General features: G+C 71.6%; 15 protein-coding genes. 12 read left to right on the top strand and 3 right to left on the bottom strand.

Features of this window, described 5'->3' with window-relative positions; all coding sequences use genetic code 11:
• The first annotated feature begins 16 nt into the window (after positions 1-16).
• The 3 genes from M4J07_RS28345 to M4J07_RS28335 all read left to right on the top strand — a co-directional run bounded on the left by M4J07_RS28345 (position 17) and on the right by M4J07_RS28335 (position 3,999).
• Positions 17-1,177, top strand: coding sequence for an acyltransferase family protein (locus M4J07_RS28345; protein WP_255976171.1), 1,161 nt, complete (start codon positions 17-19; stop codon positions 1,175-1,177).
• A gap of 162 nt (positions 1,178-1,339) precedes the next feature.
• Positions 1,340-2,689: a nitrate/nitrite transporter gene (locus tag M4J07_RS28340; RefSeq protein ID WP_255976169.1), complete on the top strand. Its 1,350-nt coding sequence runs from the start codon at positions 1,340-1,342 to the stop codon at positions 2,687-2,689.
• A 149-nt stretch (positions 2,690-2,838) separates the two neighbouring features.
• The gene (locus M4J07_RS28335) at positions 2,839-3,999 is read left to right on the top strand and encodes a uroporphyrinogen-III synthase (RefSeq protein ID WP_255976167.1); all 1,161 of its coding nucleotides are present in this window, start codon (positions 2,839-2,841) and stop codon (positions 3,997-3,999) included.
• Positions 4,000-4,020: 21 nt separating this feature from the next.
• On the opposite strand, the gene M4J07_RS28330 is transcribed toward M4J07_RS28335, so the two are convergent.
• Positions 4,021-4,524: an anthrone oxygenase family protein gene (locus M4J07_RS28330; protein ID WP_255976165.1), complete on the bottom strand. Its 504-nt coding sequence runs from the start codon at positions 4,522-4,524 to the stop codon at positions 4,021-4,023.
• A 100-nt stretch (positions 4,525-4,624) separates the two neighbouring features.
• Here M4J07_RS28330 and M4J07_RS28325 point away from each other — a divergent pair, with 100 nt between their 5' ends.
• The 7 genes from M4J07_RS28325 to M4J07_RS28295 all read left to right on the top strand — a co-directional run bounded on the left by M4J07_RS28325 (position 4,625) and on the right by M4J07_RS28295 (position 12,133).
• Entirely contained in the window at positions 4,625-5,158 is a 534-nt protein-coding gene (locus M4J07_RS28325) for a GNAT family N-acetyltransferase (protein WP_255976163.1), read from the top strand.
• Between the two features lie 53 nt (positions 5,159-5,211).
• Positions 5,212-5,802, top strand: a complete 591-nt coding sequence (locus tag M4J07_RS28320) for a CGNR zinc finger domain-containing protein (protein WP_255976161.1) — start codon at positions 5,212-5,214, stop codon at positions 5,800-5,802.
• Positions 5,803-5,915: 113 nt separating this feature from the next.
• Positions 5,916-6,491, top strand: coding sequence for a sigma-70 family RNA polymerase sigma factor (locus M4J07_RS28315; RefSeq protein WP_207829144.1), 576 nt, complete (start codon positions 5,916-5,918; stop codon positions 6,489-6,491).
• On the top strand, positions 6,488-7,282 hold the full coding sequence (locus M4J07_RS28310; protein WP_255976156.1) for an anti-sigma factor family protein: 795 nt from the start codon (positions 6,488-6,490) through the stop codon (positions 7,280-7,282). The genes M4J07_RS28315 and M4J07_RS28310 overlap by 4 nt, the downstream gene beginning before the upstream one ends.
• Before the next feature lie 81 nt (positions 7,283-7,363).
• The gene (locus tag M4J07_RS28305; RefSeq protein WP_374215094.1) at positions 7,364-9,784 is read left to right on the top strand and encodes a HelD family protein; all 2,421 of its coding nucleotides are present in this window, start codon (positions 7,364-7,366) and stop codon (positions 9,782-9,784) included.
• A 332-nt stretch (positions 9,785-10,116) separates the two neighbouring features.
• On the top strand, positions 10,117-11,550 hold the full coding sequence (locus M4J07_RS28300) for an NAD-dependent malic enzyme (RefSeq protein WP_255976152.1): 1,434 nt from the start codon (positions 10,117-10,119) through the stop codon (positions 11,548-11,550).
• A gap of 301 nt (positions 11,551-11,851) precedes the next feature.
• The gene (locus tag M4J07_RS28295; RefSeq protein WP_016645140.1) at positions 11,852-12,133 is read left to right on the top strand and encodes an HU family DNA-binding protein; all 282 of its coding nucleotides are present in this window, start codon (positions 11,852-11,854) and stop codon (positions 12,131-12,133) included.
• A 230-nt stretch (positions 12,134-12,363) separates the two neighbouring features.
• Here M4J07_RS28295 and M4J07_RS28290 read toward each other — a convergent pair whose 3' ends face one another.
• Together M4J07_RS28290 and murA are read right to left on the bottom strand one after the other, a co-directional pair.
• On the bottom strand, positions 12,364-12,996 hold the full coding sequence (locus tag M4J07_RS28290) for an HAD family hydrolase (protein WP_255976129.1): 633 nt from the start codon (positions 12,994-12,996) through the stop codon (positions 12,364-12,366).
• Positions 12,997-13,075: 79 nt separating this feature from the next.
• The gene (gene murA, locus M4J07_RS28285; protein WP_255976127.1) at positions 13,076-14,416 is read right to left on the bottom strand and encodes a UDP-N-acetylglucosamine 1-carboxyvinyltransferase; all 1,341 of its coding nucleotides are present in this window, start codon (positions 14,414-14,416) and stop codon (positions 13,076-13,078) included.
• 253 nt (positions 14,417-14,669) lie between these two features.
• On the opposite strand from murA, the gene M4J07_RS28280 reads away from it, so the two are divergent.
• Both M4J07_RS28280 and M4J07_RS28275 read left to right on the top strand, forming a co-directional pair.
• Entirely contained in the window at positions 14,670-15,239 is a 570-nt protein-coding gene (locus tag M4J07_RS28280) for a YqgE/AlgH family protein (RefSeq protein WP_255976125.1), read from the top strand.
• 24 nt (positions 15,240-15,263) lie between these two features.
• A complete protein-coding gene (locus M4J07_RS28275) occupies positions 15,264-15,554 on the top strand; it encodes a DUF3039 domain-containing protein (RefSeq protein ID WP_255976123.1) in 291 nt (96 codons plus the stop codon).
• Positions 15,555-15,584 lie beyond the last annotated feature (30 nt).

Genomic DNA, 15,584 nt, shown 5'->3' with positions numbered 1-15,584 from the left:
GGACGCCACCCGCCCGCTGCCGGAGGCGAAGCCCGCGCCGAAGAAGCCCGGCCGCGACCGGTACCTGGACCTGCTGCGCACCACCGCGCTGGTCCGCGTCGTCGTCTACCACCTGTTCGGGTGGGCGTGGCTGACGGTGCTCTTCCCGTCCATGGGCGTGATGTTCGCGCTCGCCGGATCGCTGATGGCCCGCTCGCTGAGCCGGCCCGCGATCGGCGTGATCCGCGGCCGCATCCGGCGACTGCTGCCGCCGATGTGGGCGTTCAGCGCGGCCGTCCTCACGCTGCTCTTCGCGGGCGGCTGGAACCCCGGCAAGGACCCGGACAACGGCGGCACCTGGGGCTGGATCAGCCTCGTCAACTACCTGGTGCCGATCGGCGCCCCCAGCTTCCCCTGGCACCTCGGGGACAAGGCGGGCCTCCTGGAGGACACCTGGCCCGCCCAGGCCGCGGGCCCGCTCTGGTACCTGCGTGCCTACATGTGGTTCGTGATCGCCTCGCCGCTGCTGCTCCGGGCGTTCCGCAAGGTGCCGTGGGCGACGCTGCTCGCCCCGCTCGGCCTCACCGCGATCGTCGGCACCGGCCTCGTCACGATCCCCGGCGAGACGGGCAACGCGGTCACCGACTTCGGTGTCTACGGCAGCTGCTGGGTGCTCGGCTTCGCCCACCACGAGGGCATGCTCGTCAGGATCCCGCGCTATCTCGCGGTGTCCGTCTCCGCGCTCGTGATGGCCTTCGGCATCTGGTGGGCCTCGGGCCACCTCGGCCCCGACGGCTGGGACCTGAACGACATCCCGCTGGCCCAGGCCACCTGGTCCTTCGGATTCGTCGTCATCCTGCTCCTGTACTCGCCCTCCTGGCAGCAACTGCCCGGCAGGCTCGCCAAGTTCGACAAGGTCATCACGCTGTCCAACAACCGGGCCGTGACGATCTACTTGTGGCACAACATGCTGATCATGGCCACGGTGCCGCTCATCGACCTCGCGTACAACCTGCCGTTCATGGACGACGCGCGCTGGAGCGGGGCGCTCGACTCGACGTACATGCTCTGGATGTTCGTGCTGGTCTGGCCGCTGATCGCGCTGGCGATCGTGAGCACGGGCTGGATCGAGGACCTGGCGGCCAAGCGCTCGCCGCGGCTGTGGCCGGACGGGTCGCGCCGCACGAAGAAGCACTGACGCCCGGCCCGGGGGAGGCATCGGCCGCCCCCGGGCCTCACCACCCGCCCGGCGGGCAGGTGAGAGCAACGTTCCCCGACGGTCACTCCACGCCACAGCCCGGAAATCCGGCCTCCCTACCTTCGGTCGCAAGAGCAGTGAACCGTGACCTGGAGGCGTCAGATGGCCGGCCGGAGCTGGATCGAACAGTGGGATCCCGAGGACGAGGCGTTCTGGGAGAGGACGGGCGCGAGGGTGGCCCGGCGCAATCTCGTCTTCTCCATCCTGTCCGAACACATCGGGTTCTCCGTGTGGACCCTGTGGTCGGTCATGGTCCTGTTCATGGGACCCGAGTACGGCATCGACCCGGCGGGGAAGTTCTTCCTCGTCTCCATGGCCACGCTCGTCGGCGCCTTCGCCCGCGTGCCCTACACCTTCGCCGTCGCCGTCTTCGGCGGCCGCGCCTGGACGGTCATCGCGGCGAGCATGCTGCTCGTGCCGTCGATCGCCGCGTTCGCCGTGATGGAGCCGGGCACCTCGTACAGCACGTTCATGGTGTGCGCGGCGCTCACCGGCGTCGGCGGCGGCAACTTCGCCTCCTCCATGACCAACATCAACTCCTTCTTCCCGATGCGGAAGAAGGGCTGGGCGCTCGGACTGAACGCGGGCGGCGGCAACATCGGCGTCCCCGTCATCCAGCTGATCGCGCTCGCCGTCATCGGCGCGGGCGGCGGCCCGCGCGTCCTGCTCGGGATCTACATCCCGCTGATCGTCGTCTCGGCGGTCTGCGCGGCCCTGTTCATGGACAGCCTGGCCACCGTCAAGAACGACACCGGTGCCGCCAAGGACGCCGCCCGGGACGTGCACACCTGGATCATGGCGTTCCTCTACATCGGCACCTTCGGCTCGTTCATCGGCTACTCGTTCGCCTTCGGGCTCGTCCTGCAGACCCAGTTCGGCCGCACCCCGCTGCAGGCGGCGGGCGTCACGTTCATCGGCCCGCTGCTCGGCTCGCTGATCCGTCCGGTCGGCGGCCGGCTCGCGGACCGGTTCGGCGGGGCGCGCATCACGCTGTGGAACTTCGTGGCGATGGCGGCGGCGACCGGGGTGGTGATCCTGGCGTCGGTGCAGAAGTCGCTGGCCCTGTTCACGGTCGCGTTCATCGTGGTGTTCGTGCTGAGCGGCCTCGGCAACGGGTCCACGTACAAGATGATCCCCGGCATCTTCCAGGCCAAGGCGCTCGCCACCGGGCTCACGGGGGAGGAGGCCGCGGCGTACGGGCGGCGCCTGTCGGGCGCGTCGATGGGGTTGATCGGCGCGGTCGGGGCACTCGGCGGACTCGGCATCAACCTGGCCTTCCGCCAGTCCTTCCAGACGGCGGGCACCGGCACCGGCGCCTTCGTGTCCTTCCTGGTCTTCTACGGGGCGTGCTTCGTGGTCACCTGGGCCGTATACCTTCGCCGGTCGGCCGCCCGCTCCGTCGCCGCACCGACGGCCGAGGCAAAGCCGCAGCTCAGCTACGCGGAGGTGTGAGCGACCCGCACGTAACACGTACGCAATCATGTGGATCCGGGCCCGTCACGGGTTGTTGACAGGCTCGGACGACGCCAGGAGAGCCACGGCAGCACGAACGACAGCACGACCAGTGCACGGGACGACCGTCGAGCGGGACGAGAACGAGCATGTACGAACCACAGCAGTCCGCCCCCGAGCAGGCCCACGGCCCGCTCGCGGGGTTCACCGTCGGCGTGACCGCCGCCCGTCGCGCGGACGAGCTCGGGGCGCTGCTGCGGCGGCGCGGCGCGGCGGTGCAGCACGCACCCGCCCTGCGCATCGTGCCGCTCGCCGACGACAGCGAACTCCTCGCCGCGACGAAGGAGTTGCTCGACCACGCGCCCGACGTGGTGGTCGCCACGACCGCCATCGGGTTCCGCGGCTGGGTCGAGGCGGCCGACGGCTGGGGCCTGGGCGACGCCCTCCTGGACCGGCTGCGCGGTGTCGAACTGCTCGCGCGCGGGCCGAAGGTCAAGGGCGCGATCCGGGCCGCGGGCCTGACCGAGGAGTGGTCGCCGTCGTCCGAGTCGATGGCGGAGGTCCTGGAGCGGCTGCTCGCCGAGGGCGTCCAGGGGCGGCGCGTGGCCGTCCAGCTGCACGGGGAGCCGCTGCCCGGCTTCGTGGAGGCGCTGCGCGAGGCGGGCGCCGAAGTGGTGGGCGTCCCCGTCTACCGGTGGATGCCGCCGGAGGACATCGGCCCGGTGGACCGGCTGCTCGACGCGACGGTTTCGCGGAGCGTGGACGCGCTGACCTTCACCTCGGCCCCGGCGGCGGTGTCGCTGCTGAACCGGGCCGAGGAGCGGGGCCTGCTGCCCGAACTGCTCGCGGCCCTGCACCACGACGTGGTCCCGGCCTGCGTCGGCCCGGTGACGGCGCTGCCGCTGCAGGCGCACGGCGTGGACACCGTGCAGCCGGAGCGGTTCCGGCTCGGCCCGCTGGTCCAGCTGCTCTGCCAGGAACTGCCGTCCCGGGCCCGTACGCTCCCGGTCGCCGGACACCGCGTCGAGATCCGCGGTCACGCGGTCCTGGTCGACGGGGCGCTGCGCCCGGTGCCGCCCGCCGGGATGGCGCTGCTGCGCTCGCTGGCCCGGCGGCCCGGCTGGGTGGTGGCACGGGCGGAGCTGCTGCGCGCGCTGCCCGGCGCGGGCCGCGACGAGCACGCGGTGGAGACGGCGATGGCCCGTCTGCGCTCCGCTCTCGGCACCCCGAAGCTGATCCAGACCGTGGTGAAGCGCGGCTACCGGCTCGCGCTGGACCCGGCGGCGGACGCCAAGTACGCGGACGACTGAGGGAGTTCGCGGCGCGGTGGCTCACCGCGCCCGCCGCCCCCACACCACGAGTCCCCGCACCAGGCAGCCGAGCGCACCGGTGCACAGCACGGCCCGCACCACGTTCCACGCCACCCACGGCCCCTCGAACCGGTCCCGCACCCGGGCCGGATCGGCGATCCGCGCCGGGTCGCCGGCCTGCGCCAGCGCGTCGTTGAGCGGCACGTTCACCCCGGACGTCAGCACGAACGCCACCCCGTACAGGACCAGCGCGACCACCACCCAGGAGCGCAGCGCCCGTTCGTGGCGCAGCCGCCAGACCGCCGCGCCCGTGAGCAGCAGCGCCCCGATGAAGCCGAGGAAGAACACCGGGTTCTGGATGACGTCGTTGATGTTCTGCATCACCTCGATGTACGTACGGTCGTCGCTGCGGGCCAGCGCGGGCATCACCGCGCAGCCGAACACGTAGAACGAGCCCGCCATCAGACCCATGGCGACCGTGGCCGCCCCCAGCACCCATCCCGTGAAACGCTTCGCTGTCGTCATGCGACCAGTCAAGACGAGGGCCGTCCGCCCCGACATCGTCGATCCGCGCATTCCCATACGCGAGCGTCCACCGTCCCTCGCCCGCGCGTACCGTACGGACATGCTGATCACTCCCGACATCGACCTGCGCCGGGGCGTCCCCGCCGATGCGCAGGCCCTCGCCGACGCCACGGTCCGCAACCTGGAGCACCTGCGCCCGATCGATCCCCACCGGGACCCGGAGTACTACACGGCCGACGGGCAGTTGGAGCGCCTCACGCAGCCGAACAGCGTGACGTGGCTGCTCTTCGACGGCGAGCTGGTCGTCGGCCGCCTCATGATCACCAGCATCGTGCTGGGCCCGCTGTGCAGCGCGAGCCTCGGCTACTGGGTCGACGCCGCGTACCGGGGCCGCGGCCTGATCCCCGCCGCGGTCGAGGAGATCGCCCGGATCGGCCGCGACGAGCTGGGCCTGCACCGCATCGAGGCCGGCACCCTCGTCGACAACACGGCGTCCCAGCGGGTCCTCGCCAAGTGCGGTTTCACCGAGTACGGCCGCGCGCCCCAGTACCTGCACATCGACGGCGAATGGCGCGACCACATCCTCTTCCAGCGCATCCTGCACGACGATCCCCCGCCGAACGTCCCCAAGTAGCGGTGCGGCACCGGGGGTTCCGGCTCCGCGCGTGGGCGGGCACTGTAGAGGACATGGCAGCAGTACCCACAGGGCCCTATCTCCACGAGCTGCGGTTCGACTCCGGACGCCTCTGCCTGGACCTGGTCGCCACCGCACACCCCGACGAACGCCTCACCTCCCCCGACCTGTTGCGCGCCTGGCTCGTCGGCGCCGGACTCGTCCCCGACACCGTCCCGCCGCCCGTCTGCGCCCCGGCCTGGCTCGCCGCGTTCCGTGAACTGCGTGGCCACATCGGCCAGTTGGTGCGCGGCGAGCTGGCGGGCCGGCCCGCCCCCGCCGCTCTGGAACGTGTCAACCTGCTGGCCCGCGCCGCCCCGCCGACGCCCTGTGCCGTCCGCGCCTCCGACGGCACCCTCGCCCGCTCCCTGCAGACCGCCCCCGGCTGTCCGGCCCTGCTCGCCGCGGTCGCCCGGGACGCCGTCGACCTGCTCACCGACCCGGCCGTGCGCGGCTGTCTGCGCCAGTGCGAGGGCGACAACTGCAGCCTCATCTACCTGGACACCTCCCGGGGCCGGCGCCGCCGCTGGTGCTCCAGCGAGGTCTGCGGCAACCGGGAGCGGGTGGCCAGGCACCGGCGCAGGGCGGCCCTCGCCCGGGCGTGAGACGAGCGCCACAACGCCCGTTGAACATCCGCGAGTTCGTCTGCGTATCAACTCCGTGAGCCCAGCCGAAAAGACGTGGCCGGATCGTCGAACTGGGGACACCGGAGGTAGGCGTGCGCAAGGATTCCGCCGTGGCCGATGAACGCCCGCCCCGGGCCCGACATCGTGCGCCCCGGCCCCCCGAGCCGGACGAGGAGCTGATGCGCGCGCTCTACGCCGAGCACGCGCGGCCGCTCCTGGCCTATGTGCTCCGGCTCGTGGCGGGGGACCGGCAGCGCGCGGAGGACGTCGTGCAGGAGACGCTCATCCGTGCCTGGAAGAACGCCGGCCAGCTCAACCGAGCGACCGGTTCGGTACGCCCCTGGCTGGTGACGGTCGCCCGACGGATCGTCATCGACGGCCACCGCAGCCGGCAGGCCCGGCCGCAGGAGGTCGACCCGTCGCCGCTGGAGGTCATCCCCGCGGAGGACGAGATCGACAAGGCGCTGTGGCTGATGACGCTGTCCGATGCCCTGGAGGACCTCACCCCGGCCCACCGGGAAGTGCTGGTCGAGACCTATTTCAAGGGGCGTACGGTCAATGAGGCGGCCGAGACGCTCGGCATCCCCAGCGGAACGGTGCGCTCCAGGGTGTTCTACGCGCTGCGCTCGATGAAGCTGGCTCTGGAGGAGCGGGGGGTGACGGCATGACATCGACGCACGGACCGTACGGACACGGGCCCACGGGCGATGTGCACGAGACGGTCGGCGCCTACGCGCTGGGCATCCTCGACGACGCGGAGGCGACCGCGTTCGAGGCCCATCTGGCGACCTGCGAGCTGTGCGCGCGGCAGCTGGAGGAGTTCGCGGGCATGGAGCCGATGCTCGCCGCGCTCGCCGATCTGCCGGGGGAGCGGGGCGCGCCGGTGGTCGGCGAGTCGCTCGCGGCCCGCCCGAGCCCGCGCCTCGCCGAGTCCCTGGCCGACGAGGTGGCCCGCAAGCGGGCGCAGAAGCGCCGCCGCGGCCTGTACCTGGTGGCGGCCGCCGCCGCGCTGATCATCGGCGGCCCGCTGACGGTGATGGCGGTGACGGACGACGGCGGCACCGGAACGGTCGCGGGCGACCCGCACCCCACCAGCCCCGCCGAGGACGCCTTCTTCCACCACATGGACGAGAAGGTGCAGGCCACCGACCCGACGACGAAGGTCAGCGCGACCGTCGGCATGGAGAAGAAGGCGTGGGGGACGCACACCGTCCTGCAGCTGAAGAACGTCAAGGGCCCGCTGAAGTGCTCGCTCATCGCGGTCGGCAAGGACGGCGAGCGCGAGACGGTCACCACCTGGGCCGTCCCGAAGTGGGGCTACGGCATCGACAACAGCACCCACGAGAGCGCCAAGTACCCGCTGTACGTGCACGGCGGCGCGGCCCTCGACCGCAACCAGATCGACCACTTCGAGGTGGAGACGCTCGACGGGAAGCGGCTCGTGGAGGTGAACGCGTGACCCCTCCGCGCCGCACGTAGCCTGACCGGGCCCTTTTCGCGTACCTTTGACGGCTGCCCAAGCACGTCAGAAGGGGGCCCGGTGGCCGCTCAGGCTCAGCACGATTCGACGGTGGACCGCGGGAGGAACGCCGCGGCCCGATCCGCCGCGGACTCCGTGCGTGACCGCGAGATCGGTGTCGAACAGGATCATCTCGACGCCGTCTACCGCCGCCTCGAGGAGAAGATCCACGAGGCGGAGTTCCTGATGGACGACGCCGCCAAGCGCGGCCAGGTCGGCACGCCCGGCGCGCTCGCCGAGCGGGACGCCCAGGTGTTCCGCGCGGGCATCCACCTCAACCGGCTCAACAACGAGTTCGAGGACTTCCTGTTCGGCCGGATCGACCTGCTGCTCGGCAAGGACGGCAAGAAGGGTCCCGACGGCGCGTACACCGCCGTCGAGCCGGCCGAGGGGGCCGTCCGCGCCGACAACACGGCCGACATCGCCGAGACGCTGCACATCGGCCGCATCGGCGTCCTGGACGCCGACTACTCGCCGCTCGTCATCGACTGGCGCGCCCCGGCCGCCGCGCCCTTCTACCGGTCGACCCCGGTCGACCCGGGCCGCGTCGTGCGCCGCCGCGTCATCCGCTCCAAGGGCCGCAAGGTGCTCGGCGTCGAGGACGACCTGATGCGTCCCGAGCTGACCGCGTACCTGGACGGCGAGACGCTGCCCGCGATCGGCGACGGCGCCCTGATGGCCGCGCTCGGCCAGGCCCGCAGCCACTCGATGCGCGACATCGTCGCCTCCATCCAGGCCGAGCAGGACCTGGTCATCCGGGCCCCCGCCGCGTCGGTGACGTACGTGGAGGGCGGTCCCGGCACGGGCAAGACGGCGGTGGCGCTGCACCGCGCCGCGTACCTCCTGTACCAGGACCGCCGCCGCTACGCGGGCGGCATCCTGATCGTCTCGCCGACCCCGCTCCTGGTCGCGTACACGGAGGGTGTGCTGCCCTCGCTCGGCGAGGAGGGCCAGGTCGCGATCCGCGCGGTCGGCTCCCTGGTCGACGGCGCGGAGGCCACGGAGTACGACAGCCCCGCGGTGGCCCGGGTGAAGGGTTCGTCGCGGATGCTGAAGGTGCTGCGCAAGGCGGCCCGCGGCGCGCTGGAGTCGCCGGTCCCGCCGCCTTCGCCCGCGTCCGGCGGCGACGGGCAGCTGGCCTTCGGCGACGACGAGGCCGACGAGGCCGACGACGCGGCCGGGGCGACGGCCGCCGTCACCACGAGCCGCCTGCGCGTGGTCGCCTTCGGCCGCCGCCTGGAGCTGGAGTCCGACCAGCTGAACCGCATCCGGCACGCGGCGCTGAGCGGCACGGCCCCCGTGAACCACCTGCGGCCGCGCGCCCGCAAGCTCCTGCTGGACGCGCTCTGGAGCCAGTCGGGCGCCGGCAGCCGCCACACCGACCCCGAACTCGCCGCCGAGCTGCGCTCGTCCTTCGACGACGACATCACGGGCGAGGACGACTTCATCCGGTTCCTCGACGCGTGGTGGCCCGAACTGACGCCGCGCTCGGTGCTCGCCGCGATGGCCGACGAGAAGCGCCTGGGCCGCTGGGCCCGCCGCATCCTGAACCCGGGCGAGGTGCGCAAGCTCGCCCGGTCCCTGAAGCGGGACGCCCTCTCGGTCCACGACGTCGCCCTCCTCGACGAGCTGAACGCCGTCCTCGGCACCCCGGCCCGCCCGCGGAAGAAGCGCGAGTACGACCCGCTGGACCAGCTCACGGGCCTGGACGAGCTGATGCCCGTGCGCGAGGAGACCCAGTACGAGCGCGCCGAGCGCCTCGCGCAGGAGCGCACCGAGTACGCGCACGTCATCGTCGACGAGGCGCAGGACCTGACGCCCATGCAGTGGCGGATGGTCGGCCGCCGCGGCCGGCACGCCACCTGGACGATCGTCGGCGACCCGGCGCAGTCCTCGTGGTCGACCCCGGACGAGGCTGCCGAGGCCCGTGACGAGGCCCTCGGCAGCCGCCCGCGGCGCCGCTTCACGCTGACCGTCAACTACCGCAACCCGTCCGAGATCGCCGACCTCGCGGCGAAGGTGCTGGCGCTGGCGATGCCGGGCTCGCAGTCCCCGTCCGCGGTCCGCTCGACGGGCGTGGAGCCGCGCTTCACGGTCGTCGGGGACCGGCTCGGCAGCACGGTCCGCGAGGAGGCCGCACGGCTGCTCGACCGGGTCGACGGCACGGTCGGCGTCGTCGTGGCGATGAACCGCCGCGCGGAGGCGGCCCGCTGGCTGGCCGGGCTCGGCGAGCGCGTGGTGGCGCTGGGCTCGCTGGAGGCCAAGGGCCTGGAGTACGACGCCACGATCGTGGTCTCCCCGGCGGAGATCGCCGACGAGTCCCCGGCCGGTCTGCGGGTCCTGTACGTCGCGCTGACCCGGGCGACCCAGCAGCTCACGGTCGTCTCGGCGGACCGCGACGAGCCCGATGCGCAGGGGGTTCCGGACCTGCTGCGCGACTAGGGGCGACGGGCCCTTGTGTCCGCAGCAGCCGGTGTTACCGTTGATGACGGCACCGGCTCGATCCAAGCCCCCGGGCCCAACCTTCGTCCCTCAGAGGGACCACTTGCCGCGAGGCGAGCATGGCGGGTCGGTGTCGCTAGCGTGGAGAGGCCCACGTCACTTCGGTGACGTGGGCCTCTTTCTGTTTCCCCCAACTTCTCGTATGGTGGAAGTCAGTTTCCGAAAGCGCGGTGAACGTAAGGTTCACAATCCGATGCGGCTACCACGTACTCACCGGTAGGTGCGACCATCGGACGGCAACAGCTACACGGTGAAAGCAGAGGAAGTCGGCCATGGCAACGGCGCCCAGCGTCTCCTACTCGATGACGGTCCGGTTGGAGGTGCCCGCGAGCGGAACCGCTGTCTCGCAGCTCACCACCGCCGTGGAGTCCTCCGGAGGCTCGGTGACCGGCCTCGACGTCACCGCTTCCGGCCACGAGAAGCTCCGGATCGACGTCACGATCGCGGCCACCTCGACGTCCCACGCGGACCAGATCGTCGAGGAACTGCGCGGCATCGAGGGCGTGACGCTCGGAAAGGTCTCCGACCGTACGTTCCTGATGCACCTCGGCGGCAAGATCGAGATGCAGTCCAAGCACCCCATCCGCAACCGTGACGACCTGTCCATGGTCTACACGCCGGGTGTGGCCCGCGTCTGCATGGCGATCGCCGAGAACCCCGAGGACGCCCGCCGCCTCACGATCAAGCGCAACACCGTTGCGGTCGTGACGGACGGCTCCGCGGTCCTCGGCCTGGGCAACATCGGCCCGATGGCCGCCATGCCGGTCATGGAGGGCAAGGCGGCCCTCTTCAAGCGGTTCGCCGACATCGATGCCTGGCCGATCTGCCTGGACACCCAGGACACCGACGCCATCGTCGAGATCGTCAAGGCGATCGCCCCCGGCTTCGCGGGCATCAACCTGGAGGACATCTCCGCGCCGCGCTGCTTCGAGATCGAGGCCCGGCTGCGCGAGGCCCTCGACATCCCGGTCTTCCACGACGACCAGCACGGCACCGCCATCGTCGTCCTCGCCGCCCTGACCAACGCACTTCGCGTCGCGGGCAAGGCGATTGGGGACATTCGGGTCGTCATGTCGGGTGCCGGCGCCGCCGGTACCGCGATCCTCAAGCTGCTGCTCGCGGCGGGCGTCAAGAACGCGGTCGTGGCCGACATCCACGGCGTCGTGCACGCCGACCGCGAGGACCTGGTGGGCGCGGACAGCGAATCGCCGCTGCGCTGGATCGCCGACAACACCAACCCCGAGAGCCTGACCGGCACCCTCAAGGAGGCCGTCGTCGGCGCGGACGTCTTCATCGGCGTCTCGGCCCCGAACGTGCTGAACGGCGACGACGTCGCGGCCATGGCCGACGGCGCCATCGTGTTCGCGCTCGCGAACCCGGACCCGGAGGTCGACCCGGCGATCGCCCGTGAGACGGCGGCCGTCGTGGCCACGGGACGCTCCGACTTCCCGAACCAGATCAACAACGTCCTCGTCTTCCCGGGCGTCTTCCGCGGCCTGCTCGACGCCCAGTCGCGTACGGTCAACACGGAGATGATGCTGGCCGCGGCGACCGCCCTGGCCGACGTCGTCAGCGAGGACGAGCTCAACCCGAACTACATCATTCCGAGCGTCTTCAACGACAAGGTCGCGGGCGCCGTGGCCGGCGCCGTGCGCAACGCCGCGAAGGCGGCCGGAGTGGCTGTGACGGGGACCACGACCGCCTGAGGCCCGGCGCGTCGCGGAATGCGGGGCCCTTCCGGGCCCTCTAGGGTGGCCGGGAAGCAGGCCCCCCTAGGGCCGTTCCGCCCCCGGTGGTGGCGCTGTCCGTGTGACCCCCACGGGTGCCGGATTGGCTTTACCGCCGCTGGTGGGGGCAGGATGCGTCTTCGGGCGCGAGGGTCTGGACGACGGACCCGGGTCCTGGGCCTGACCGAGACCCTGGCAGCATCGGCTTCGCTGTTGCCCAACATGCGGCTTGCCGCCGCGTGGCACGCCTCAACGGCAAGAAGAACACGGGAGTACAAACATGAACCGCAGTGAGCTGGTGGCCGCGCTGGCCGACCGCGCCGAGGTGACCCGCAAGGACGCCGACGCCGTGCTGGCCGCGTTCGCCGAGACCGTCGGCGAGATCGTTGCCAAGGGCGACGAGAAGGTCACCATCCCCGGCTTCCTGACCTTCGAGCGCACCCACCGTGCCGCTCGCACCGCTCGTAACCCGCAGACCGGCGAGCCGATCAACATCCCGGCCGGTTACAGCGTGAAGGTCTCCGCGGGCTCGAAGCTCAAGGAAGCCGCCAAGGGCAAGTAAGTCTTAGGCGAGGAAGCGGTCCCCTGGGTTTCCGGGGGGCCGCTTTCGCGTGTGCGGGGTTCTTTCGCGTCGGCGGGTGCGGGTCTCGTCGTGGCTGGTCGCGCAGTTCCCCGCGCCCCTGAAAGGCGCACTCCGTGCGCCTCCAGGGGAAAGCGCGGCGGAGCCGCAGCTTTCAGGGGCGCGGGGAACTGCGCGAGAAGCCCCACCGGCCCGCAGGCGCCGGCGAATCGTCAGCCCGGCAGATGCGCGAGCGTCACGTCCGCCAACGTCCCGACGACCGTCGTACGGGGCCCGGGTGCGATGCCCGGAACCGACGGGACCGCCAGCAACCGGCACCCCGCGGAGAGCGCAGCCGCGGCCCCCGTGGGCGTGTCCTCCACGGCGAGACAGTCCGACGGCGCCGCCCCGAGCGCCCGAGCCGCGGCCAGGTACGGGTCGGGATGCGGCTTGCCGCGCTCCGTGTCGCCGTTCGTCACGAGCACCGTGAACCGCTCGGCCCCCAGGGACTTCACCACCAGCTCGGCCACGTGCCGCTCAGAAGCCGTCACGAGCGCCACAGGGACGCCGAGGGCCCGCGCCCCGTCCAACAGCCGCAGAGCGCCTGGCTGCAGCCGCACACCGGCGGCCACGGCCGCCGTGAACTCCCGGTCGAGGAAGGCGGCCGCGTCCTCGTACGGGAGATCCGTGCGGCCCTCGTCGACGAGCCGGCGCGCGGCGTCCCGGATCGTGAGGCCCGCGTACGCGTCGAGCCCGTCCCGGCCGGGCAGCAGCCGGGCCACGACGGCGAGCCAGGCCCGCTCGGAGTCGACGAGCGTGCCGTCCATGTCGGTCAGGAGCGCGGCGGGGCGGGGCAGTTGGATCATGGCGACTCTCGGGCTCTACGACGACGGGGCCGCCCGGTGTCCCGGACGGCCCCGTCAACGTACGCAATCAGAAGGGCGCTCAGCCCAGCGCCTTGCCCGGAAGCTCAACCTTCGCGCCGAGTTCAACGAGCTTCTCCATGAAGTTCTCGTAACCGCGGTTGATCAGGTCGATGCCGTGCACCCGGGACGTGCCCTGCGCGGCGAGGGCCGCGATCAGGTACGAGAAGCCGCCGCGCAGGTCGGGGATGACCAGGTCGGCGCCCTCCAGCTTGGTCGGGCCCGAAACGACGGCCGAGTGCAGGAAGTTGCGCTGGCCGAAGCGGCAGTCGGAGCCGCCCAGGCACTCGCGGTAGAGCTGGATGTGCGCGCCCATCTGGTTGAGCGCGGAGGTGAAGCCGAGGCGGGACTCGTAGACCGTCTCGTGGACGATCGACAGGCCCGTGGCCTGCGTGAGCGCCACGACGAGCGGCTGCTGCCAGTCCGTCTGGAAACCGGGGTGGACGTCCGTCTCCAGCGCGATGGACTTCAACTGGCCGCCGGGGTGCCAGAAGCGGATGCCCTCGTCGTCGATCTCGAAGGCGCCGCCGACCTTCCGGTACGTGTTGAGGAACGTCATCATCGAGCGCTGCTGGGCGCCGCGCACGTAGATGTTGCCCTCGGTCGCGAGCGCAGCCGACGCCCAGGACGCCGCCTCCAGGCGGTCGGAGAGCGCGCGGTGCGTGTAGCCGCCGAGCTTGTCCACACCGGTGATGCGGATGGTGCGGTCGGTGTCCATCGCGATGATCGCGCCCATTTTCTGCAGGACGCAGATCAGGTCCTCGATCTCCGGCTCGACGGCCGCGTTCGAGAGCTCCGTGACGCCCTCGGCGAGGACGGCCGTGAGCAGGACCTGCTCGGTGGCGCCCACGGAGGGGTAGGGGAGACGGATCTTGGTGCCGCGCAGCCGCTGCGGGGCCTCCAGGTACTGGCCGTCCGCGCGCTTCTCGATGGTCGCGCCGAACTGGCGGAGCACCTCGAAGTGGAAGTCGATCGGCCGGCCGCCGATGTCGCAGCCGCCGAGGCCCGGGATGAAGGCGTGGCCGAGGCGGTGCAGGAGCGGCCCGCACAGGAGGATCGGGATGCGGGAGGACCCGGCGTGCGCGTCGATGTCGGCCACGTTCGCCGACTCCACGTGCGAGGGGTCCATCACCAGCTCGCCCGGCTCCTCGCCGGGGCGGACCGTCACACCGTGCAGCTGCAGCAGACCGCGTACGACGCGGACGTCGCGGATGTCCGGGACATTGCGCAGCCGGCTCGGAGCGCTGCCGAGGAGGGCCGCGACCATGGCCTTGGGCACCAGGTTCTTGGCGCCGCGGACACGGATCTCGCCCTCCAGCGGGGTTCCGCCGTGGACAAGCAGTACATCGTCGGTGACGGTCATGAATCTCGCGTTCCGATGAGGTGGGCAGGGGGCCAAGGGACAAGGGTAAGGGCCGCCTCCCCCTGCTCCGTAAGCCCGAGGACGCAGGGAACCGTCATGACTTCGCTACAACACGAACCGTTCCGAATCGGGCACATGGGGTGACCGTCGGGCGGGCGTGCGCCCCTTCCGCTTCCATGCGCGCTGAGCTGCATTCATGCGGTTCTTACGCTTGGCTCCCCGTGCGGCGGGAAGATGCGGGATCATGTCTGCCATGACCGAGGTGTCCTCGCTCACAGGGCGGCTGCTCGTGGCCACACCCGCCCTCGCGGACCCGAATTTCGACCGGGCGGTCGTGCTGCTCCTCGACCACGACGAGGAGGGCTCGCTCGGCGTGGTGCTCAACCGGCCGACCCCGGTGGACGTCGGGGACATCCTGGAGGGCTGGGGCGAGCTGGCCGGTGAGCCGGGCGTCGTCTTCCAGGGCGGTCCCGTCTCCCTCGACTCCGCGCTCGGCGTCGCCGTGATCCCTGGGGACTCGCTGGAGGCGGCCCCCCTCGGGTGGCGCCGCGTGCACGGCGCGATCGGTCTCGTCGACCTGGAGGCGCCGCCGGAGCTGCTGGCCGCCGCGCTCGGCAGTCTGCGGATCTTCGCGGGGTACTCGGGCTGGGGGCCCGGCCAGTTGGAGGACGAGCTGACCGAGGGCGCCTGGTACGTCGTCGAGTCGGAGCCCGGTGATGTCTCCGCCACCCGGCCCGAGGGTCTGTGGCGCGCGGTCCTGCGCCGCCAGCGCAGCGAACTGGCGATGGTGGCGACGTATCCGGACGACCCTTCGCTCAACTGACGGGTTTCAGTACCCTTGGGCTCCATGAGCACTCTTGAGCCCGAGCGCGGGACAGGTACGGGGACCCTCGTAGAGCCGACGCCGCAGACGTCGCACGGCGACGGCGATCACGAGCGCTTCGCCCACTATGTCCAGAAGGACAAGATCATGGCGAGCGCGCTGGACGGGACGCCTGTGGTCGCGCTCTGCGGCAAGGTGTGGGTGCCGGGCCGTGACCCGAAGAAGTATCCCGTCTGTCCCATGTGCAAGGAGATCTACGAGTCCATGGGCGCCGGTGGCGACAAGGACGGTGGCAAGGACGGCGGGAAGAAGTAGCCCCACCCCCCTTTCCTGTCTCCTGTGTGG

This window comes from Streptomyces longispororuber, assembly GCF_024448165.1.
Lineage (GTDB): Bacteria > Actinomycetota > Actinomycetes > Streptomycetales > Streptomycetaceae > Streptomyces > Streptomyces longispororuber_A.
Note: the sequence above shows the minus strand (reverse complement) of the source record. Positions and strands in the feature narration are given on the sequence as shown.